Origin of the sequence: Paenibacillus sp. RC21, from assembly GCF_044907935.1 — a bacterium.
Classification (GTDB): Bacteria; Bacillota; Bacilli; order Paenibacillales; family Paenibacillaceae; genus Paenibacillus; species Paenibacillus terrae_A.
The window spans coordinates 668,731-691,569 of sequence record NZ_JBIYCS010000002.1 but is presented as its reverse complement, the minus strand read 5'-3'; the positions used below and the strand labels follow the sequence as shown (position 1 = coordinate 691,569).

General features: G+C 49.2%; 21 protein-coding genes. 20 read left to right on the top strand and 1 reads right to left on the bottom strand.

Annotated features, from left to right (window positions below):
• The first annotated feature begins 22 nt into the window (after window positions 1-22).
• From ABIA61_RS08450 to ABIA61_RS08440, 3 genes are all read left to right on the top strand, one after another.
• Entirely contained in the window at window positions 23-1,210 is a 1,188-nt protein-coding gene (locus ABIA61_RS08450; RefSeq protein ID WP_404580556.1) for an exonuclease SbcCD subunit D, read from the top strand.
• Window positions 1,207-4,605 (top strand): AAA family ATPase, encoded by a 3,399-nt coding sequence (locus ABIA61_RS08445; protein WP_404580555.1) that lies wholly within the window; start codon window positions 1,207-1,209, stop codon window positions 4,603-4,605. The genes ABIA61_RS08450 and ABIA61_RS08445 overlap by 4 nt, the downstream gene beginning before the upstream one ends.
• A gap of 264 nt (window positions 4,606-4,869) precedes the next feature.
• Complete coding sequence (locus tag ABIA61_RS08440) at window positions 4,870-5,262, top strand: hypothetical protein (protein ID WP_044645091.1); 393 nt, start codon at window positions 4,870-4,872, stop codon at window positions 5,260-5,262.
• Between the two features lie 214 nt (window positions 5,263-5,476).
• Here the strand turns inward: ABIA61_RS08440 and ABIA61_RS08435 are convergent, their stop codons facing one another.
• A complete protein-coding gene (locus ABIA61_RS08435) occupies window positions 5,477-6,328 on the bottom strand; it encodes a DMT family transporter (RefSeq protein ID WP_404580554.1) in 852 nt (283 codons plus the stop codon).
• 77 nt (window positions 6,329-6,405) lie between these two features.
• On the opposite strand from ABIA61_RS08435, the gene ABIA61_RS08430 reads away from it, so the two are divergent.
• The 17 genes from ABIA61_RS08430 (at window position 6,406) to recO (ending at window position 22,720) form a co-directional block, all read left to right on the top strand.
• Complete coding sequence (locus tag ABIA61_RS08430) at window positions 6,406-7,755, top strand: aminotransferase-like domain-containing protein (RefSeq protein ID WP_404580553.1); 1,350 nt, start codon at window positions 6,406-6,408, stop codon at window positions 7,753-7,755.
• 161 nt (window positions 7,756-7,916) lie between these two features.
• Window positions 7,917-8,276, top strand: coding sequence for a histidine triad nucleotide-binding protein (locus ABIA61_RS08425; RefSeq protein WP_014282498.1), 360 nt, complete (start codon window positions 7,917-7,919; stop codon window positions 8,274-8,276).
• A 169-nt stretch (window positions 8,277-8,445) separates the two neighbouring features.
• A complete protein-coding gene (rpsU, locus tag ABIA61_RS08420; protein WP_005547957.1) occupies window positions 8,446-8,619 on the top strand; it encodes a 30S ribosomal protein S21 in 174 nt (57 codons plus the stop codon).
• 16 nt (window positions 8,620-8,635) lie between these two features.
• Entirely contained in the window at window positions 8,636-9,079 is a 444-nt protein-coding gene (locus tag ABIA61_RS08415; protein WP_013311146.1) for a GatB/YqeY domain-containing protein, read from the top strand.
• Between the two features lie 283 nt (window positions 9,080-9,362).
• On the top strand, window positions 9,363-10,730 hold the full coding sequence (locus ABIA61_RS08410; RefSeq protein WP_404518724.1) for an NfeD family protein: 1,368 nt from the start codon (window positions 9,363-9,365) through the stop codon (window positions 10,728-10,730).
• Window positions 10,731-10,775: 45 nt separating this feature from the next.
• Complete coding sequence (gene floA / locus ABIA61_RS08405) at window positions 10,776-11,777, top strand: flotillin-like protein FloA (protein ID WP_283652536.1); 1,002 nt, start codon at window positions 10,776-10,778, stop codon at window positions 11,775-11,777.
• Window positions 11,778-11,821: 44 nt separating this feature from the next.
• A complete protein-coding gene (locus tag ABIA61_RS08400; RefSeq protein WP_283652535.1) occupies window positions 11,822-12,412 on the top strand; it encodes a hypothetical protein in 591 nt (196 codons plus the stop codon).
• Between the two features lie 452 nt (window positions 12,413-12,864).
• Entirely contained in the window at window positions 12,865-14,274 is a 1,410-nt protein-coding gene (bcaP, locus tag ABIA61_RS08395; protein ID WP_283652534.1) for a branched-chain amino acid transporter BcaP, read from the top strand.
• A 384-nt stretch (window positions 14,275-14,658) separates the two neighbouring features.
• Entirely contained in the window at window positions 14,659-14,952 is a 294-nt protein-coding gene (yqfC, locus tag ABIA61_RS08390; protein ID WP_283652533.1) for a sporulation protein YqfC, read from the top strand.
• Window positions 14,949-16,142 (top strand): sporulation protein YqfD, encoded by a 1,194-nt coding sequence (gene yqfD / locus ABIA61_RS08385; RefSeq protein WP_404518728.1) that lies wholly within the window; start codon window positions 14,949-14,951, stop codon window positions 16,140-16,142. Before yqfC ends, yqfD begins: the two co-directional genes overlap by 4 nt.
• A gap of 6 nt (window positions 16,143-16,148) precedes the next feature.
• On the top strand, window positions 16,149-17,120 hold the full coding sequence (locus ABIA61_RS08380; protein WP_014282491.1) for a PhoH family protein: 972 nt from the start codon (window positions 16,149-16,151) through the stop codon (window positions 17,118-17,120).
• Window positions 17,121-17,210: 90 nt separating this feature from the next.
• Entirely contained in the window at window positions 17,211-19,457 is a 2,247-nt protein-coding gene (locus ABIA61_RS08375; protein WP_283652531.1) for an HD family phosphohydrolase, read from the top strand.
• Between the two features lie 58 nt (window positions 19,458-19,515).
• A complete protein-coding gene (gene ybeY / locus ABIA61_RS08370) occupies window positions 19,516-20,013 on the top strand; it encodes an rRNA maturation RNase YbeY (RefSeq protein WP_283652530.1) in 498 nt (165 codons plus the stop codon).
• Window positions 20,013-20,387, top strand: coding sequence for a diacylglycerol kinase family protein (locus ABIA61_RS08365; protein ID WP_283652529.1), 375 nt, complete (start codon window positions 20,013-20,015; stop codon window positions 20,385-20,387). Before ybeY ends, ABIA61_RS08365 begins: the two co-directional genes overlap by 1 nt.
• Before the next feature lie 92 nt (window positions 20,388-20,479).
• Window positions 20,480-21,382, top strand: coding sequence for a GTPase Era (gene era / locus ABIA61_RS08360; RefSeq protein ID WP_283652528.1), 903 nt, complete (start codon window positions 20,480-20,482; stop codon window positions 21,380-21,382).
• A 405-nt stretch (window positions 21,383-21,787) separates the two neighbouring features.
• On the top strand, window positions 21,788-21,925 hold the full coding sequence (locus ABIA61_RS08355; RefSeq protein WP_013372137.1) for a YqzL family protein: 138 nt from the start codon (window positions 21,788-21,790) through the stop codon (window positions 21,923-21,925).
• A 42-nt stretch (window positions 21,926-21,967) separates the two neighbouring features.
• Window positions 21,968-22,720, top strand: a complete 753-nt coding sequence (gene recO / locus ABIA61_RS08350) for a DNA repair protein RecO (protein ID WP_283652527.1) — start codon at window positions 21,968-21,970, stop codon at window positions 22,718-22,720.
• Window positions 22,721-22,839 lie beyond the last annotated feature (119 nt).

Sequence of the window (22,839 nt, the reverse complement as noted above, 5' to 3'; positions counted from 1 at the left end):
AAAAGGAGAGAGGAGGAACAGCATGCGGATTTTGCATACGGGAGATTGGCATTTGGGGAGAACGCTGGAAGGGCGCAGCCGTTTGAAGGAGCAGGAGGCGTTCCTGGAAGAATTGGCGAAAATGGCTGACGATCAGCAGGCAGATCTGATTATGATGGCTGGAGACGTGTACGACTCGGTCAATCCTCCAGCCGCTGCCGAGCAGCTATTTTATGAAACGTCTGCCCGTTTAACGGCTGGAGGAAGACCGCTGGTCGTTATTGCGGGGAATCATGATCAGCCGGAACGGGTATCCTCGGTTACGCCGCTAGTGAGTCAGCGCGGAATTACGTTGCTGGGGCTGCCCAGCGGGGAAGCGGTGCGGATTCATACACCGCGTACAGGAGAAATGGCATGTATCGCAGCCTTGCCTTATCCTTCGGAGTCCCGCCTGAATGAGCTGTTGTCCGAGGACGGAGACGAAACGGTGTTGCGAGAGGCTTACAGCCGTCGTGTGGGGATGCTGATGGCACAGCTCGGTACGGCGTTTCGGCCTGATACCGTTAATCTGTCCATGAGCCACATTTATGTGCTTGGCGGGCTGGAGTCGGATTCGGAGCGTCCGATTCAGGTCGGGGGAGCCTATACAGTAGACCCGTCTGCGTTGAGCATCGGGGCGCAATATACGGCTTTGGGGCATTTACACCGTCCCCAATATGTGAAGGGTGACGGGCTGATGCGCTATAGCGGATCTCCGCTGGCTTATAGCTTTTCCGAAGCAGGGCAGGCCAAATCAGTCACGCTCATTGACGTGGTCGCAGGCAAGCCCGCACAGGTCGAGGAGCTGTACATTACGAGTGGACGGCCTTTAGTGAAATGGCGTGCACGGGGAGGTCTGGAAGAGGTGTATCGCTGGCTGGACGAAGGGCTGGATGCGGACGCCTTTATTGACCTGGAAATTACGCTGGAGGAAGCGATGTCTCTGGGAGATATTCAGCGGCTGCGTAAAAGCCGTGAAGGCATCATTCACATCCGCCCGATGTATCCTGAAATGGCGGCAGCACAGCTGGAACATCAGCGCTCAGAGCTGCCGGTTCACGAGCTGTTTCGGGCTTTTTATCAACGGCAAACTGGCGGCGCACAGCCGGATGACGGATTGGTGCAGCTATTTTTGGAGTTGGTGGAACAGGATGATGCAAGGGACCAGGCCGAGGAGGAGGAGGATGTATGAAACCGATTCTTCTGAAATTGGCGGGGTTGCAAAGCTACCGGGAGTCGCAGGAAATCCATTTTGACGAATTAACCGAAACCGGGCTATTCGGGATCTTTGGCCCGACAGGCAGTGGTAAATCGACGTTGCTGGACGCGATTACGTTGGCTATGTACGGTAAGGTGGAGCGGGCGATGAATGGAACACAGGGCATTATGAATCATGCCGAGGATACGCTGTCTGTTGCGTTTACGTTCGAATTGATGTCAGCCCAAGGACCTCGTCGTTATCGAGTGGAGCGCCGATTCAAACGGGCTGGAGGCGTATCGGTGAATAATACGCTTAGTCGATTTATCGCGTTCACAGCGGACGGCGAGGAAGTCCTTGCTGACAAGGTGCAGGACGTGACGCGTTGTGTGGAGGAGTATATCGGCCTGAAAATGGACGACTTTACACGTGCTGTTGTATTGCCACAGGGGAAGTTTGCCGAATTTTTATCTTTAAAGGGCAGTGAACGCAGACAGATGCTGCAGCGTTTGTTTCATTTGGAAAAGTACGGAGACCAGCTCGCACAGAAGCTGAGCCGCCGTGTGAAGGACAATGACGCTGCACTGAAAGCACTGGAAGCGGAGCAGCAGGGTCTGGGAGATGCGGGTGCCGAAGCGCTTGAACAAGCAGAACAGCGTCTCAAAGAGGCTTTTGCCCATGCGGAGGTCTCACGCCGCGAGCTGGAACGGGTGTCGCGCGAGACGGAAGCGCTGAACAAAATCCGTGAGCTGGTCATGGAGCGCAGCCTCCGGGCGAACGAACTAGAGCAGCTGACAGCACTGGAGCCGGACATTGCTTTGCTGGAGCGCAAGCTCCGTCAGGCCTCCGCAGCTGAGGCATTGCTGCCTGCGCTGACAGATTGGAAGGAAGCCGCTGTCGAAGCGGATAAGCGACGGAAGGCAGCCGAAGAAGCGGCGGTGCAGGCGACATTGACGCAGGAGGCTACGGTTGTGTCTGTGCAAGCAGATGAGCAGGCCCGGCAAGCTCTGGGTGCAGAGGAACCGAAGCTGTTGCTTCGAATCGACCAGTTGGAGCAGGCGCTGCAATTGGAGCGTGATACGGAAGCGTTGCGGACGGAACGGGACCGTCTGGCGGTAGAGCTTGCACAGAGTGTGCAAACCCTTGCTGCATATGCCGAAGGTCTCGCCAAGGAACAAGAGCTACAGGCGCGAGGATCGAAGCGACAGCAGGAGATTCAACAGGCATTGAAGCAAAATGAAGTGCGTGCAGATGAACGGCGAATGCTTCAAGAGGCTGTGCAACGGCTGCAACAACTGGAGACGGTGGATGAGCAGCTACGCGAAGCAGAGCAGGATTGTGTCACGCAGGAACAAAGGCTTGCCCAGGCTGACGAACGCCTGAAGCTGACGGAGCAGGAGACACTTGAGACGGAGGGACGTCGTTCCGCCCTTGCCGCACAGACGGCTGAGGGCATCGAGGCGCTGCTCACGCTGGAGGCAGAGGTCACCGCCGATGTGTCGGCGCTGGCTGCCGAGGAAGAGCAGCTGCGCCATAAGCTGCGCGCCGAAGAGCTAGGCCGCCTCGCGCAGCACCTCGCCGCCGAGCTGCGCGAGGGCGAGCCGTGCGCGGTGTGCGGCTCGCTGCACCACCCCGCGCCTGCGGCCACCGCGGCCCATGGCGCGGATGCCGCTGCGCCGGACGAGCTGCACCGCCTGCGGCTGGGCTTGCAGGAGCTGCGCCTTACGCTGCGCCAGCAGCTGCACGAGCAGCGTAGCCTACTGGCGCAGCCCGCCGCCGCAGACGCCAGCGGCGCGGCCGCCACGGGCGAGCCGGCCGCGCCCACCGCCGCTCCAGCGCCGCCGCGTGGTGCCGCCGCTTGGGCGGAGCGCTGCGCGGCGCTGGAGCAGGCGGCCGCCGAGCTGGCCGCCCGTGCGCGTGCGCTGCCTGCGGAGGCGCACGCGTTACGCGAGGCGGACGCCGCCGGACAGCAGCGGCGTATCCGCGCAGCTGCCGAGCAAGAGGCGGCTGTCGCAGCGCTGACGCAGGCGCGGAGCAAGCGCGAGGCATGCACCACGCGCAGCGGGGCATTACGCGCCGAATGGGCAGCGCAGCTGCCGGACGTGGCGCTGGGCGAAGCCGCGGAGCGTTATCGCGCCATGCAGGAGCGCGATACGCGTGCGGAAGAGCTGCGGTCCCGGTTGGAGACGAGCGTGACCTTCCTCGAAGTGAAGGCGGCGCGTGTTCAGCAGATCCAGCAGAGCATCATCGAGGAAGACAAAATCATTATTGCCCGTCGTACCGGACTCCAGAATAAAGATGACTCGCTGCGCGAAAAAATGGTCCAGCTTCGTAAGTGGGTTGGAGAAGACCCTGCGGCTTCCTTGCTGGAAGAAGCGAACTCGCGCCTTCGAGGACTGAGAAACGGAGCCGAAGCCGCCGCACGCCGCCGCGCTGAAGCGGAGGAACGCAAGCAGCAAGCCGTTCATGCTTCGCTGATTGCCCGGCAGGCATCTGATTCGGCAGAAGAAAGACGGCAGGTATCGGAGTCCCGCTGGAGCAGTCGTCTGGAAGCCTCCCCTTTTGCTACCGAAGCAGAGGTCGTGGAATGCTGTCTCGGGCCGGAGGAAGCTGCACGTTATGAACGTGCAGCGAGTCTGCACCGGGAACGTGAAAAAGAGCTGTCCTCCCGTTTAAAGCATGTGGAAGAACAGCTGGATGGAGCAACAGTGACCGAGGAACAGTGGGAAACGGCCGCAGCTCAGCTGCGTGATTGCCGTACACGTGACGAAGAGGCGCTTCAAAATCGTGCCAAGGCTGAGCGTGATTTGGAGGATTTGCAGCATCGGCATGTCCGCTGGATGGAGCTGGAGTCCAATCGCGCTCATTTGCGCAGCGAGGCAGAAAAGATGTCCAAGCTCCAGTCCGTTTTCCGGGGCAACGCTTTCGTGGAATACATTGCCGAGGAGCAGTTAATGCAAGTCAGTCAGTCGGCTTCACGCCGTTTACGTTTTCTGACCAAGCAGCGTTATGCGCTAGAGGTAGACTCCAGCGGTGGCTTTGTCATTAGTGACGATGCCAACGGCGGAGTCAAGCGTCCGGTATCGACCTTGTCCGGCGGTGAAACGTTCCTGACCTCCTTGTCGCTCGCACTCGCGCTGTCGGCCCAGATTCAATTGCGCGGCCAATACCCGCTGCAATTTTTCTTTCTGGATGAAGGCTTTGGAACGCTGGACCCTGAACTGCTGGACACGGTGATCACCTCGCTGGAAAAGCTGCATCACGATCAACTGTCAGTCGGCGTGATCAGCCATGTGCCCGAGCTGCGGGCCCGTCTGCCGCGCAAGCTGGTCGTTCTTCCCGCAGAGCAGGCTGGAGGCGGCTCCCGCGTGGTTATGGAAACATTTTGAAGCGACGTGATACAGATCACAGATACAGTTTCAAAGTGTTGTTATAATACAGCTAAGCCGACAAGTTAATCATACAGCACCCCGGCGGACGTATGCTGCGGAAGGAAACTTCCCGTCATACGTCCGTTCAGAGGGGCTCTACCAAGAGCCTCCGGGGTGCTTCTTTTTTTGTTTGCAAGCCGGAATTCGCCCAATTTGATGTAGCACATAGCCCATTTTTGAATAACATACGGTATACATGCAAGAGCCTAGGAGGAAACAACCATGGAAAAAAGCATGACCAACGAAAAAGGGACTGCACCAGAAAAAATGGATGCTAAAACGCTATGTCAACAGCATATGCACCGCTACGTATGCGTATGGGTGAAGGATGGAACGATGTATGATGGAATTGTGGAGCATGTGGATGATGAAAAATTATATTTGGCAGTTCCCGTGGGTGAAGCAGAGAACGTAAATCTCCCTTATCCGCCTAACAACTGCGGCTGCGGTTCCCGTGCTTATGGCGGCTTTGCATCCTACCCGCCATATCCGTACCCAGCCCCGGTACCCGGCATAGGCTACGGATATGGTTTCCCATATGGACGTCGGCGCTTTAACCGTCTGATCCTGCCGCTTGCTGCGCTGACCGCAATCAGCCTGCTCCCTTATTATTAAACCCCTGCCTTTTTAATCGCCATAGTGTGGTCATCATGACATACTTAAGGCTGCTTCTTCCGCCAAGAAGAAACAGCCTCTTTTTTTACCTGAGGATTTTGCAAAATCCTGATCTATGTCATTCCAAATCTAATCTCAGCATGCCACCTACCTCATAACATGCCCTCAGCTATCTCGACAATCATTCTTTTCCAGCTCACTTCTCTATGAGCGATTACGTCTTAAGCGTGTCTGCACGAAGCGGTACTGTCTTTTTCCGGCCCAAATAATTGGTTCCGATCACCCCGGCTATGATCAGTAACGAGCCAATCAGATGGTACACTGTTATTTCTTCTCCAATAAACAAAACCCCGGCTGCGATAGACACGATGGTCGACAGATTGGTAAATACGCTCATTTTCGACGCCTCTATTTTGGACCAGGCATAATTGGCAGTCAGTGAAGAGATAAGCGAGGCCACCACGCCAAGATATATAATGACAGTACGAAAGTACCGTAAATAACTGATTTCCGTCGGACTAAAATGCTTCCACAGAGAGCGTGCCAAACGCTGTATCCGGCAAAAGCTACACACGTCAGAAAGAGCATGGAGAGCCCCCAAAAAATTGGACAAGCTAAAGCTGCTCCCTTTCATGATAAAGATGAACACAACGCCGAACACTGATAAAAAGATCGACAGCTTCTGTAAAAGGGTCGTTGTTTCCTTTAAAAATAGGGAAGCGACGATCATCGTTACAACGGGTGTGAAGGCATACATAATACCTCCCTCGGCGGAGGTTGCGTGTTGTAATCCAAATGCTTGTAGCGTGAAAAATCCCAACGGGTACATCAAAGCCAGCAGCAGCGCTTTAAATATGGGTTTGCCCCGATAAGATAACTTGATCCACCCCAAGGCCACCGGAATCGACAGAACTATAAAAGAAGCTGCAAACCGATAAGTCAGCGTATCCATGGGATGGGCATACACTAACGTCCTCTCCGATGAACTAAAGGTACAACAATGGACGAGCCAGTGTGATATCAAATTATCATAACTGTATCGGTACAATTTTATAAAATGGGGCATCCTTGTTATTCATAAAGCATGCTAACATCAACCGTATAAAGAAGTAGGAAGTGAAATAAACAGGCAGGAGGATCATCGTGAAAAAATATATTTCGATTTTATCGGATATTGAGCTTAAAATCCGCGAGGGGCAATACAGCTCTGGTCAGAAGCTGCCTTCGATCCGAGATGCTTCAGAGCTGTACGGGTGCAGCAAAAGCACGATTTTGCGGGCATACGCCGAACTTGAAAAAAAACACGCCATCTATTCCATTCCGCAAAGCGGATATTATGTGGTGGAGAACTCCGGCGATTTGCGTCATAGTCAAGGTCATATTCAGGCATCGATTGATTTTGCTTCGGCCTCCCCGGATTTAAATGTATTTCCGTATCTAGACTTTCAGCACTGTCTGAATCAGGCCATTGATACGTACAAATATCATTTGTTTACCTATGGAGATTCGCAAGGGCTGGAAACATTGCGTCATACGCTTGTTTCTCACTTGGCCGATAATCAGGTATTTGCAAAAATGGAGCGGATTATCGTCACTTCTGGTGTTCAGCAGGCACTGGAAATCCTTGCTAAAATGCCGTTTCCGAACGGCAAAAAGACGGTTTTGGTAGAGCAGCCGAGCTACGATATTTATTTGCGTTTATTGGAGGGAGAGAGCATTCCCGTCAGCACCATCGTCCGAACAGCGGCAGGTATGGATTTGCAGGAATTGGAGCATCAATTTAAGAACGATAGCATCAAGTTTTTTTACACCATGTCAAGATATCATAATCCCCTGGGAACCTCATACAACACAGAGGAACGCAAGGCTATAGCCGCATTAGCTGCCAAATACGATGTGTACATCGTAGAGGATGATTACATGGCTGATTTGGGGATTGATCACCTTTTTGATCCTATATATGCGTACGATCAGACAGATCGTGTTATTTATTTAAAAAGCTTCTCAAAAATCATTTTTCCGGGCTTGCGTTTAGGCGTTGCGGTTTTGCCGGAAACCCTGTTAAAGACGTTCAGCGTATACAAAAGATACGTCGACACCTCCATTTTATCTCAAGCCGCACTCGATATTTATATTAAAAATGGAATGTATGAACGCCACAAGCACACGATATGCAGCCTGTATGCGGAACGCATTCGCATTTTAAACCAGGCAGTGGAGCGATATAATCAGGACGGGGTGATTGAAGTGTCGGCTGTAAGCTCGGGAGTGTATATGCAGTTGAAGCTACCCCGGACGGTGAACATGGAGCGTTTGGTACAGCGTCTTGCCGCGAGGAAGGTGCTGGTGGTATCCGGTAAAGGATTTTACTTATCCGATTATAAGGAACACGAAAAGTTTTTACGCATCAGTATTTCGCGTGCTCAGCCGGATCAAATTGATGAAGGGGTAAAAGCTATTATAGAAGAAGTGGGAAGAGGGAACTGGTATTAAGCCCCTTTTTCCGTTATGATACATATAGAAACATAGGTATAACAAACCATAACTGTATATGTTTAATTCGGTTGTGGGAAATACATAACTTTGAATGCCGAGAGCATGGGTTCTGCACTTTCGAACCTGATGATCGGCTCACTGCCAAAGGAGGGTTTTGAATGGACGATTTGTTTTTGAAAATTGTGGATGGAACGATCCCCAGCAAAAAAGTGCTGGAAACCGACAATGTGCTTGCATTTCATGACATCCAGCCTGCGGCGCCAGTACACGTGCTCATTATTCCGAAGAAATATATTCCTTCAATGAATGCTGTGACGGAAGAGGATCTTCCTCTGATTGCGGAGATTCATCGTGTTGCGGTTGAGGTGGCGAAAAAACTGGGTATCGCTGAATCCGGTTATCGGTTGATTAACAACTGCGGTCCGGATAGCGGGCAAGCGGTGGGACATCTGCATTATCATCTACTGGGCGGTGCCCCATTAGGTGCCTTGACGGGTATTTCGGACTCACATTCTTAAAAATGACAGTGCTTGTCTTTCGGTAATACGGCGTGAATGGAGAAATATGTATCCTTTATTTATTCATTTTTTCTTATAGGTTGACACCCGGTTTCCGTTTCACCTATAATAAAATTTGATGAACCGTGTTATTGCTCTTGGACGGTCTGGTCGGAGGGAGGGAAAACTGGTGTCTGAAACTAAAGTTCGCAAAAACGAGACAATTGATGCTGCACTTCGTCGCTTTAAACGTTCCATTGCTAAGGATGGCGTATTGGCTGAGGTGAAGAAACGCAAGCATTATGAAAAGCCAAGCGTAAAGCGCAAGAAAAAGTCCGAGGCTGCTCGTAAGAGAAAGTTCTAGGAGGATCTAAGCAATCATGAATTTGAGCGAACGATTGAACGAAGATATGAAGCAAGCAATGAAGAGTAAGGACAAGTTCAAACTCTCCACCATTCGAATGGTTCGTTCTACGATTAAAAATCTTGAAATAGATTTGAAACGGGATTTGGACGACAACGAAGTGCTTGATATTCTGAGTCGTGAGATCAAACAGCGAAAAGATGCCCTCCATGAATTTGAAAAAGCCGGTCGTGATGAACTTGCGACAAGCACTAAAGCAGAAATAGAGATCATCGCTCAGTACCTTCCCGAACAACTTTCTGAAGAAGAAATTAAAGTTATTGTACAGCAGACCATCCAGGAAACCGGTGCTTCTTCGAAAGCCGAGATGGGGAAAGTAATGACGGCCTTGATGCCTAAGGTAAAAGGCCGCGCTGACGGTAAGCTCGTGAACCAAGCGGTTCAGCAATTTCTGCAATAAACCTGCGACAAACAGGAAAGCGCAACACCCTCTGTTTACAGAGGGTGTTATTTCTGTATCTGCCGCGCTTGTTTTAGGCTGCTGTTATTATAAAGAGGGCCTTTTTTGTAAGCGTTATCTATAATCATTTGAAACGTGATGTCCATCGGGTACGTAAAGTACATGACAGCCATCAGGATTAGCAACATACTCAAGAATTTCACAATAAATCCTGAAAACTGTATGGTTTACCTGACAAAATTTGATATGCTATAACATAGAAAGATCGAAAGGGGGGAGAGTAATGCATAGAGAACATCACCACTCCAGCCGCAAAATGATCTTTTGGACCATGTGGATCATGATATCCGTTTTGCTGTTGCCATTATTCCATTCGGGATCAGCGGCGGCCGCTGTGAAAGGCGGTGCTGTGTTTGTTATACCGGTGGATCAGGAAATTGAGCAGGGACTGGGCAGTTTTATGGAACGCGGCTTTACAGAAGCGGCGGAGTCCAAAGCGGGCCTCATTGTGTTGGATATTAATACGCCAGGCGGACGTGTAGACACGGCGGAAAAGCTGGGCAAGCTGATTAAGGACAGCACGATTCCGACCGTAGCTTATGTAAGAGGCGAAGCGGCCTCTGCGGGGAGCTATATTGCGTTAAGCGCAAACAAAATTGTTATGAAGCCGGGCAGCATCATTGGAGCAGCAGCACTGGTGGACGGCAAAGGGCAAGCTATCACTGACCCGAAAACGGTGGCTTGGTGGAAGAGCAGCATGGCATCTGCTGCAGAATCCGGCGGACGTAACCCGGATATTGCGAGAGGTATGGTAGACTCCAAAATTGCTGTAGCTATACCGGAGCTGAACTTTAATAAAGAAAAAGGTCAGATCATTTCTTTAACCAGCGAGGAAGCGCTTAAACTGGGCTATGCGGATCACATCGCCTCTTCAGAACAAGAAGTTATCCAGTGGATGGGCTATAGCACGGATGATGTATTTCACGTGGAGCGGACATGGGCTGAAAAAGCAGCCGAGATATTGACCAACCCGATTGTACAGACATTGCTTTTATTTATCGGTATCGCAGGGGTTGTCATTGAACTACTCGTACCTGGCTTTGGAGTGCCAGGAATTTTAGGTGTGCTCGGATTTGGTTTGTACTTTTTCGGCAATTATATTGCTGGCTTTGCAGGTTCCGAGACGTGGCTGTTGTTTATCATCGGTCTGGCTTTGCTTATACTTGAAATGTTCATTCCAAGCTTTGGTATTCTGGGTATTTTAGGTTCCATCAGTCTTGTCGCCGGAGTTGTTCGCGCGGCCTACAACATGCAGCATGCTTTTATATCATTGGGTATAGCCTTTGCTGCTGCCGTTGCTGTGGTGGCAATCATAGGGATTGCTTTCAAGGATCGGGGAATATGGAACCGTTTTATACTTAAAGAAAGCTTGACGGCTGACCAGGGCTTTTCTTCGGTTGTGAACCGGGAAGTGCTATTGGGACAGCGAGGTGTGAGTCTGACACCGCTTCGTCCAGCAGGAACCGTGCTTATCGCTGACGAACGTGTGGACGTCGTGACGAACGGCGAGTTTATCGCTACGGATATGCCCATTATCATATCCAAAGTAGAAGGAGGACGCATTGTGGTCAAGTCGGACACCAGCGTCTGAAACATGCTAACAAACGAAGAATTAGATTAATGGAGGATGATGCGAGTGTTCGAATCGGGTATTGTCAGCGTTTTGCTGATTGCCGTTGTAGCGATTATTGTGTTAAGTGTATTTTTTAGTTTTTTCCCGGTGATGCTGTGGATTTCGGCATTGGCTTCGGGGGTGCGGATTGGCATCATTACACTGGTGGCTATGCGATTACGGCGTGTAACGCCAAGCCGGATTGTGAATCCGCTGATTAAGGCTACCAAGGCTGGTCTGGGCTTAAACATCAACCAGCTGGAAAGTCATTTTCTGGCGGGTGGTAATGTAGACCGAGTGATCAATGCGCTGATTGCTGCGCAGCGGGCCAACATTCCGCTCGAATTTGAACGCGCAGCTGCGATTGACCTTGCGGGTCGGGATGTTCTGCAAGCGGTCCAAATGAGCGTTAATCCGCGTGTCATTGAGACACCTACTGTCGCTGCGGTAGCCAAGGATGGTATCGAAGTGAAGGTTAAGGCTCGTGTTACAGTGCGTGCTAACATTGATCGACTCGTCGGGGGTGCCGGAGAAGAAACGATTATTGCGCGGGTCGGTGAAGGTATTGTTACGACTGTCGGCTCCAGTAATTCGCATAAGGACGTGCTGGAGAACCCGGATTCCATTTCGAGAACGGTACTATCCAAAGGTTTGGATGCCGGGACGGCGTTTGAAATCTTGTCCATTGATATTGCGGACGTCGATGTAGGTAAAAACATTGGTGCCTTCCTGCAGACCGAGCAGGCGGAAGCCGATAAACGGATTGCGCAGGCAAAAGCGGAAGAACGCCGTGCAATGGCCGTGGCGCAGGAGCAGGAAATGAAGGCGCGTGTCGTAGAGATGAGAGCGCGTGTGGTTGAATCCGAATCAGAAGTGCCGCTGGCGATGGCTGAGGCGCTGCGTGGCGGAAAACTCGGCGTTATGGACTATATGAATTTGAAAAACATTGAGGCAGATACGCAAATGCGCGGCTCCTTGGGCAAACCGAATGAAAACTCGGGAAATGACAACAAAAACCGGGATTAACAACGGGATATAGCCGATGAATTACGGCAGTAAGGCGGTGAGTTATGAACTTTATGAGCTGGATTTTTGAGCATTTGTATATCCTGATTGTGATCGGCTTTGCGTTGGTGTCTTTTTTGGGCAAAAGCATGAAAAGCACAGAGAGAAAAGCGCCGCCGCGAAAGGGCATGCCTACGTTTGGTGGCGACCACGGCTCTCGCGGTCCTTCATCACCCTCCGGACCTTTCTCTACGGAACACAGACAGGAGCAACGTCAGCCGCAAAGGCAGGATACTGCCGGAGAATTGCAGCGTCAGTTTCCTGATGAACGACGTGTAGTTATGGAAGCTCGGCGTATGGAAGAACAAATGAATGATTGGACGGAAACAGAGCAACAGACGAATCGGGATTCCCTGGATAACGGTTCTACTCTGGAGGATCGAATCCGGGCCATGGAAGAAGAGCGTAGATCGGTTTTGGCACGTCTCGACCGCATATCCAATGCAAGGGAGTCGGGAGAGATTACAGATGCCTCAGAGGGAGCTCCGCAGGAGCGTAGTACAGTAACTGCGGCTGACCTGCGGAGAGGCGTGATCTGGGCAGAAATACTGGGTCCTCCGCGTTCCAAGCGTTATATGGGTGGAGGAAGACGTTAAAAAGACAAGAGCTGTTATCGTTCAATTTGAGCAGTTTGCATGAATGGTTTAGTCCGCCCCGGCTTTAGCTGGTGGCGGACTATTTTTTTGCTAATACATAGGCCAGTCCAGAATAGAAATCAGTTTAGCAGAAATACTCTTATGAACTTACATAAGATGTCATAAACCCAGTAGTAGCAAGGTTTTCTTACGTCATTTGTAAGCAAAAAATCTGTCATTGTGTCTAGTTTAATACTGAACTTTCGAAAAAAATACAGAGGCAAAATGATCGAATGTAAGAAAATGAATGGAGCTTTCCGAAAACGGTTTTCATTTATTTGTTTTTATATATAATGTTCTCAAAGATAGTGTTTCTGAAAATTTACTCCAAATTTAGAGAAAATAAACGTAATTTCGAGGTGAGGTGACCCAGGTATAAAAGTATATATTACATGTCTAGGGAGATGGGATGGATGAATAATAGCTTATTCAGAAAAAAGAGCATTGATCAGCTACTTGCTGCAACGCGGGGTGAAAAAGCACTTCAAAAAGAGCTTGGTGCCTTTGATTTAACGATGCTTGGCATTGGAGCTATAATCGGAACGGGGATTTTTGTGTTGACTGGCACGGGAGCGGTTACGGCTGGTCCGGGTTTGATTATTTCTTTTGTGGTTGCGGGGCTTGCCTGTCTATTTGCAGCACTGGCTTATGCAGAGTTTGCATCCACCGTTCCGGTATCCGGTTCTGTTTATACTTTTACATATGCAACGATGGGGGAACTTCTGGCTTTTATTATCGGATGGGATTTGATTTTGGAATATATGCTTGCTGCCAGTGCAGTTTCCGCAGGCTGGTCGGGTTATTTTGTATCATTTTTGAATGGACTTGGTATCCATATCCCCCTTGAATTCACTGCGGCACCAGGGGCTTTAAAAGATCAAACCACCTATTTTAATCTTCCTGCTTTTTTGATTTTGATGGGGATTACCTCCTTGCTCTACTTTGGAATCAAAGAATCGAAACGTATGAACAACATTATGGTTATTGTAAAAATTGCTGTGATTTTATTATTTATTTTCGTTGCTTTTAAATATGTAAAACCGGATAACTGGACGCCTTTTATGCCATTTGGGTTCAGTGGAGTGCTTGGAGCCGCAGCGCTGGTATTCTTTGCTTTTATCGGCTTTGATGCTGTTTCGTCTGCCGCAGAAGAAACCAAAAATCCGGCTCGTGATTTACCGCGCGGCATTATTTTTTCACTTATTATATGTACGCTTCTATACGTCATTGTCAGCGGGATTATGACAGGGATTGTCCCGTTTATGCAGTTTGAAGGTATTTCCCATCCGGTGTCACTCGTCTTGCAGGTTGCAGGTCAGAACTGGGTTGCAGGGATTGTGGATGTGGGGGCCATTTTAGGGATGACCACAGTTATGCTGGTCATGCTCTATGGCCAAACCCGTATTATGTTTGCCATGTCGCGTGATGGTCTGGTACCAAAAGTATTGTCCAAGGTTCATCCTAAATACAAAACTCCGTATATTAACACATTGTTTTTTGGTACATTATCTGCATTAATGGGCGGGTTGATTCCGCTGGATGAATTGGCGAGTTTGGTGAACATCGGCACTCTTTCAGCCTTTATACTGATTTCTGTCGCTGTGATTGTGATGCGAAGAACGCAGCCGGATCTGCCCAGGGCCTTCCGATGTCCGGGTGTTCCGTATATTCCGATTTTGGCTATTATTTCGTGTGGGGCGCTCATCCTGAATTTACATAGCCAAACGTTTATCCGTTTTCTGATTTGGCTCGTTATAGGTCTGGCCGTTTATTTTCTATATTCCAGAAAAAACTCTCTTTTGAATCATGATTCCGAAAAATAGCAGAATGGCTCTATAAAATCAGGAAAAGACAATCTCGTATCGATGCTTGAATTGGGGTTGTCTTTTTCATTTTTCATTTTGCAAGTATCCAGACTCTTGCTATGCAAAATCAGAGCTACGATGAATTGTTAGTTTCGTTTCATAAATATGGCGGCTGGATCATAAAGTGTACAGTACAGATATCTGTGGCGCTGGTGTAATGACGCCCATATCTAAGCGGCATCGGCATTGGTTAAAAAAGCATCGTAGCTGCCATGAAAATGACTATGATCCACCGGATGGCAATAACAGGAGACGAAAATCAGCAGCGTAGCTGCCATAAAAACAATTATTAGCCGTTTGAAAACAAATTTTTTTTCATGACAGGAAAGGAGATTCCCTCGTATGAGCCGGATGAGCCGCAAACTGCGAAAGTGGGCCAGTGAGACGCTGGAACTTCCGCAGGACATTCTATTTGACCTGCCGCGGTTAACTCTCATTGGCAGCAGCCAGCTTTATGTGGAGAATCACCGGGGCGTCGTGGACTTCACGCCGGATCGGCTAGTACTTGCGCTGGCGCAAGGCAGGTTGCGGGTGACGGGGCATGGGCTTGTCATTACGTCTATTGTGCCCGAGCAGGTAAGTGTGGAAGGACACATTACGGATATCCAATTGGAAGGAACGGAGGAAGGCTCATGAAACATCCCGCTTTAACAAAGTTGCGTGGCACGGTTACCCTTGCTGTCAAGGGAGAGAGCGTGGAAGCTTTCATTAATCTGCTCACTGAGCATCAAATACCTGTTTGGAACGTGCGGCCGATGGGTACAAGACATGCAGAAATGAACCTTCTGCTCCCGCACGTCTTCCTGCTGCGTCCGTTTTTGAGAAGGACAGGCTGCAAAATGCATATTTTGAAACGACAGGGAATTCCCTTTACCGTTGCGCGGCTTGCCAAACGCAAATTTTTTCTGGTTGGACTGGCTGTATTCTGGGTAGGCCTGTTCCTGATGTCTTCGCTCATCTGGGACGTTGAAGTAAAGGGAAATGACAAGCTCTCAACGGAAGCTGTACTCAAGGCTGCCCGTCAGGAGGGGTTGTATCCTTTTCAATGGAGCTTCCGCGTTTCCAGTCAGGACAAGCTTTCGCGTGCGCTCATGCAGAAGCTCCCTGAGGCATCCTGGATCGGTGTGGAGAAGCAGGGTACCTCGGTGACGATTCAAGTCGTTGAAGCCTCACAGCCTACTCCAGAGCCGCTCTACAGTCCACGTCATCTCATCAGCAAGGCAGATGCGGTAGTCACTGAAATTTTTGCCGAGCAAGGTCGTCCTGTCGTGCATAAAAATACACGTGTCAAAAAAGGAGCCATTCTTATCTCGGGAACGCTCGGGGATGAAGAGAATCAGCAGCAGGTTGTAGCCAAGGGGGAGATTAAGGGCCTCGTGTGGCATGAGTACGAAATCAGCAGTCCGACGGTACGACGCAGCAGCACATATACTGGAAACAGTCACGAACGCCTGTATCTTGTGCTGGGCAACCGTGCGGTGCAGCTATGGGGATATGGGAAAATCCCTTATTCCGCACATAAAACCACAGTTGAGCATGACCCGCTGACGTGGCGCTCCTTCCGTCTTCCAGTCGGTTGGATGACCGAAAACGTGAGGGAGACAAAGATACATGAGGATAAGCTTACGGAAGCAGAAGCCCAAAATAGGGGAATAGAAGGGGCGCGAGCCAATATTTTAGCCAAATACGGCAAAGGAACCAAAATAATGAGCCAAAAAATTTTGCATGAGAAGAGAGAGAATGGTAAAGTTTATATGAAAGTGCTTTTTGAAGTGGAACAGAATATTGCGGAAGAACTTCCGCTAGTTCATAACCAAGGAGAATGAGGCTATTTGGCAGAACAACAACGCAGCATACAAATTGCATTGAACAATGCGGGAGAAGGACAGGCGCTGTTCGGCCCGCAGGATTCCTTTTTAAAATTGATTGAAGCAGCTGTTCCCGCAAAAATGGATTCCCGTGAGGCGGAAATCAATATTTTTGGCAACGCACATGAGGTGGAAGTGCTCGAACAATTATTCGATGTACTACTTCAGTTAATTCGTAATGGATATATCCTGACCGAAAGAGACGTCCATTATGCGATTGAGTTGGCAAAAGATTTACGCGCCGATCAATTGCTTGATCTGTTCAAGGGAGAAATCACGACCACCTTCCGGGGCAAGCCGATCCGTGTCAAAACAATTGGACAAAAGCACTATGTAACCACGATAAAAAAACGCGATATCGTATTTGGAATTGGCCCGGCGGGTACGGGTAAAACGTATTTGGCCGTGGTGCTGGCGGTAGCTGCCCTGAAGGAAGGTTCGGTCAAGCGTATTGTATTAACCCGTCCTGCGGTGGAAGCAGGCGAGAATCTGGGCTTTTTGCCAGGGGATTTGCAGGAAAAGGTTGATCCGTATCTGCGTCCATTGTATGACGCGTTGTACGATGTTATGGGACCTGAGCAGACAGCAAAGGCACTGGAGCGAGGGTTGATTGAAATCGCGCCGCTGGCCTATATGCGGGGACGGACGCTGGATGATTCATTCATTATTTTGGATGAAGCGCAAAACACCACGCCGGAGCAAATGAAAATGTTTTTGACCCGACTTGGCTTTGGCTCCAAAATGGTCATCACCGGCGATGTTACGCAAATTGATTTGCCTCGTGGCAAAAAATCCGGTCTGATTGAAGCAAATGCGATTTTACAGGGAATTGAGGAAATAGGTTTCGTACATTTTGCACAAGAGGATGTTGTCCGTCATTCCCTGGTTCAGAAAATCATCGTGGCTTACGACCAGGTTGCCGAAAATCAGGGATAAGCCTTCATATCACGAAAGTGGAGCTATCAGAAGTATGAAAATAAGCAGCGTAGCTGTCTTGAAAAAGATGATGGAGAGGGATTGTTTCAGATGACCTCGAAGGAATTGTCTAAGGGCAAAACGTTCCAGCATAGAATGAGTGGATGGAAGTATAGCGTGGCAACACGCTATCTTCTGTTTTTATTTTTAGTGGTTCTTTTTTACGTCGGTTTAGCCTCAAAGCTGCTTCCCGAGCGCTATGACATTCGGGTAAACCAGCCAAGTGAAAAGGAAATTGTTGCTCCGATGCAACTTCCCAACAGCAAAGCGACGTTAAAGGCTCAGGAAGAGTCTGCAGAACGGGTACAGCCGATGTATACGATTGTACCGATTCGCAACGATAACCTGATTACTGGTATTCTGGACCGAATTGAACGGCTTAATCAGGATGACCAGGTTTCCAGATCCGATAAAATTTCCATTTACAAAGACGAGATTCCTCAGCGTGCGCGAGAATTTGTGCAAAATTTTGTAAACAATAGCCGTAATGCCGATGCCTACCCGGAAAAGCTATTGGACGAAGTGCTGCAAAAAACAAAAGAGCAGACATACCGGATTCCAGAGGAAACCTTTATCAAAATTCCGCGTCTCACGTCTGAGGATATTGCAGAGATGCGGCCGGTTGCCCGTGAAATCGTGACCGGATTGATGAACGATCAGATTACAGATGCACAAACAGCCCGAGCCAAGGTGGCCGAGCGGGTCAGTACGAGTACGCTTACCAAGCGCACCTCTCGTGAAGTCGTTCAGGAGCTTGCAAGGCTTGTGATTACGGCCAACAAGTTTTATGATGATACAGCTACGAAGGACGCTAGGGTACAGGCTCGTGAAGATACACCGACAGTCTACATCAAACAGGGTGAAGTGCTCGTCAAGAAAGGCGAGATTATTACCCAGGAAATCTATACCTTACTGGATGAGAACGAGCTGCTAAAGGACAAGATCAACTATTGGCCGCAATTTGGCCTGTTGATGCTGTCTGCGATGCTGGCCTTGGGCCTGTTTATGTATATTCGCCAGTTCCAATCACGAACACGCCGTTTTAAGTATAACAATGCGCAGTTGCTCATGCTGGTGTTGATTTTTGTGATCACGGTAGGCGCAATGATGTTAACCGCCATATTGCAGGACAGTGAACGGTCTTATCTCGGCTATCTGGCGCCTATCGCGCTTGGAGCCATGCTCGTAACGTTGTTACTCGATATGTCACTGGCCTTCGTTTGTGCCGTTATATTCAGTATATTGGCAAGTGTCATTTTGAATGTCCGACAAGGACAAATTTTTGATTTTAACTTCGGATTTTTTGCCCTTGTGGTTTGTCTTGCGTCGATTTTCTCAACGCATCGAGCCAGTCAGCGTTCAACGCTGTTCAAGGGAGCAATTATGGTATGCTTGTTCGGCACCGTGTCGGTCTTCACTCTGGCGCTGATCGACCAAAGCAACTGGACTCAAACGACGACGCTCTATGCGGTAGCTTTTGCTTTTGCGGGCGGTTTGATTACAGCGATACTTGTTATTGGGCTAATGCCATTTTTTGAGTCTACCTTTGGCATTTTGTCAGCGCTGAAGCTGGTTGAGCTGTCTAACCCGAATCATCCGCTACTGCGCAAGCTGCTTACAGAGACACCGGGTACGTATCACCACAGCGTAATGGTAGGTAATCTGTCAGAGGCAGCAGCGGAGGCTATAGGTGCTAACGGCTTGTTGTGCCGGGTCGGTTCGTATTATCATGACATTGGTAAAACAAAACGGCCTTCGTACTTCATTGAAAATCAGAACGGTATGGATAATCCGCATGATACGATAGAGCCAAAGCTGAGTAAGTCCATCATTATTGCCCATGCCCGTGATGGTGTGGAAATGCAATTGGATTACAAGCTGCCCAAGCCGATTCGCGATATTGCCGAGCAGCATCACGGAACGACATTTCTGCACTATTTTTATCATAAGGCGCTGCGTGAGGCGGAAGAACAGGGCGTAGAGCCAGACTTTACCGAGGATGATTTTCGTTATCCTGGGCCAAAAGCCCAGTCCAAGGAAGCCGCTGTAGTCGGGATTGCTGATAGTGTGGAAGCAGCCGTCCGTTCCCTGCGGAAACCAACAGTGGAACAGGTGGAGTCGATGATTGAAAAAATTATTAAAAGTCGTCTTGATGATCACCAGTTCAACGATTGTGAGCTAACGATGCGGGAGCTTGATATTGTGGCTCAAACTCTTAAAGAAACCGTGATGGGAACTTTCCATTCCCGGATTGAGTATCCCGAAGAAAGACCAAAGCCTGAGAGCGGGAAAACATAGCATAATAGGCTTGTGCATGAAGTGCGGCGGAGCATTAGAATTAAAAGGAGCGGTTGGCATGAGCCTTCAATTAGCTTGGAATAATGAACAAAACGATATGGTAATTAATGAATCCTTGATTGGTTTGCTGAACACTCTATTGGAGGAAGCAGGCAAGGTGGAAGGGGTGACGGACGGTGAGGTTGCCCTCACCTTCGTGAATGATGAGCAAATTCATGAATTAAACAGGGATTATCGGGGAATCGACCGTCCAACCGATGTGCTGTCATTTGCCATGAAGGAAACACTGGATGAAGAGCTTGAAATCATCTATGAGCCGGATGACGAAGGACCGCTGAATGATGTGCCGGATGTGCTGGGGGATATTATTATTTCCGTTCAGACAGCTCAGGCTCAAAGTGAGGAGTACGGTCATTCCATTGAGCGTGAAATCGGATTTTTGTTTGTTCACGGCTTTCTGCATTTGCTGGGCTATGATCATCAGGATGAAGCTAGTGAGGCTGAAATGATGGGCAAGCAAGAGGCGGTACTGGCTCAAGTGGGGTTGACACGGTAATGAGACGTCAGCCTTGGAGAATGACTTTTCGTTATGCCGCAGAAGGCGTGATGTATGCTCTGCGCACGCAAATAAATATGCGGATACATGTGGTCTTGGCGTTTCTCGTCATCGCAGCAGGCTTAAGCCTGCGCATCTCCCGGCTCGACTGGTTATTCGTCTCTGTGGCGATTGCCATGGTAATCGTAGCCGAGCTGATCAATACCGCTGTTGAAGCGGCGATAGATTTAATCTCGCCTGATATCCATCCGCTGGCCAAAGCGGCTAAAGACACCGCCGCCGGAGCTGTGCTCCTGGCAGCGGTTTTTGCTGTAATTATTGGTATATTTGTGTTTTACAGGCCGTTGTTGACCTTGATTAGTCAGCTTTTTTAATGGAAAAACACATTTTTGTAATCATATACTATAGAAAAGACCTAACCCAAAAACCAAAAAAATAGGCGCTTAATAGTGCTGGAGGAAACGAAATGGCTAAGAAACACTTTAAATCAGGCTTTGTTGCGATTGTCGGCAGACCCAATGTAGGGAAATCAACTCTGATGAACCATGTCATCGGCCAGAAAATCGCCATCATGTCGGACAAGCCCCAAACCACACGTAACAAAATACATGGGGTATTCACTACAGAGGACACGCAAATTGTATTTTTGGACACACCGGGCATTCATAAGCGCCAGTCTAAACTGGGCGACTACATGAATCAGACAGCCTTTAATACGTTGGGCGAAGTTGAGGCTGTACTTTTTCTTATTGATGCCGCTGAAGGATTAGGCGGAGGCGACCGTTTTATTGCCGAGCAGCTGAAACAGGTAAAAACGCCAGTTATTCTGGTTTTAAATAAAATTGACCGTATTGAGCCGGAAGCACTGCTGCCCCTGATTGAGCAGTATCGCAAGCTGTACGACTTTGCAGAAATTGTGCCGATCTCGGCTAAAATGGGCAACAATGTGAACCGTTTGCTGGAGCAGGTTCAGAAATACTTGCCTGAAGGTCCACAATATTACCCGGATGACCAAATTACCGACCATCCGGAGCAGTTCGTCATTGCCGAGCTGGTACGGGAAAAGATTTTGCATATGACTCGTGAGGAAGTACCGCATTCGATTGCAGTCATGATTGAAGACATGAAGGTACAGGACAACGGCGTAGTGCATATTATGGCAGTCATCTTTGTAGAGCGGGATTCCCAGAAGGGAATTATTATCGGTAAGCAGGGAGCTATGCTCAAGGAAGTGGGCAAACAGGCACGTGTAGATATCCAAAACCTGCTGGGATCTAAAATTTTTCTGGAACTGTGGGTAAAGGTCAAAAAAGACTGGCGTAACCAGGATCGTGTACTGCGTGACCTCGGCTTCCACCGCGACGCTTAAAAAGCATGTTATATTTCACGCTTTAGTTCCTTAAGGGACCTTAAAATTGAGTTTTAAATTAGTTAAACCAAGTATGTTTAGTCTTTTAGGCACCATAAAAAAAGCCGTCCCGACTGTCTATTCACTACCACAGGCAGAAGGTAAAGTGTCTTTGGTAATTCAAGCGCCGGGCCTTTGCGGCGCTTAACTCTTGCACTTCCCTTACCCTCATTTCCAGCACTGAAAAAATGAATGCTTTAAAAAAGGTAGTGTAACTGTATGCACGCTGTAGCGGAGCGGCGGCCCACCCCGCATACAGCAGCCTTTTTTAACGCAATCCATTTATTTCATCGCATACTTCACCTCTCTTCGCATCATTCTAATTTTGAGATGCAAACGTCATTTCCGAAGAAAGGATGAATACGATTGCGAGATTTTTCGTGGAAGTATTTTGCGATGACTGGGGATGTCGGTGCGTATCTGTTATACAGGGAGAGCGCCGTGACAAGGGAGCAAGACACGGATGAAGGAGAGTCGGACGAGCATGAAGAAGCCCGTGAATAGCGCGAGTCACTGGCTTCTTCGCGAATGTTTGGGGGAAGAGGCATGCTTTACAGGGTGGAAGGAATCGTCATCCGCAGCATGGATTACGGTGAGGGGAACAAAATTATTACGCTTTGCACCGAAAGCGGCGGTAAGACAGGCGTGCTGGTCAGAGGAGCCAAGAAGCCCAAAAGTCGTCATGCCGCTTTAACGCAGCCGTTTACGTATGGTGAATTTGTTTTTTTTCGAAATACCGGCTTAGGCACGTTGAATGCCGGTGAAATTATCCAATCCCACCATACACTGCGCGAGGATATTACCAAGGCCGCTTACGCCTCATATGCCTGTGAATTGCTCGACCGGGTACTACATGATGAAGAAACGGGCACCTTCTGGTTTAAGCAGCTTAAAGCATGTCTGGAAGCGTTGGAGAGCGGCAAAGATCCGCTGATCGTCATGAGCATTTATGAATTTAAAATATTGCAGGCGGCCGGATATGCTCCCCAGCTTGATGCCTGTATTTCCAGCGGACAACAGTGTGCTGATGAAGATATGTTTATCAGTCCGAAGCTGGGCGGAGTTTTGTGTCGAGGCTATAAGCATTTTGATCCGGCTGCATTGAGTGTCACACCGCGTACGTTGAAGTTGTTACGTTTGTTCGCGAGAATGGATTTAAACCGGCTTGGCAACATCGATGTGAAGGACTCGACCAAGCTGGAAATCAAACATGTCATGCGTCAGTTCATGGATACGCAGCTGGAGGTCAAGCTGAAATCCCGCAATTTTCTGGACCAGCTCGACAAGTATGATATGTGAAACCTCCTGCTCCCTTGACTGTGCTGCTGAAAACGTGTAGTATTTTACTATATATCTCCTTCGGGAGCAGAGGCATTGAACGAGAAAGTAGCGGAGTTTATTCTCTAGAGTAAGCGAGT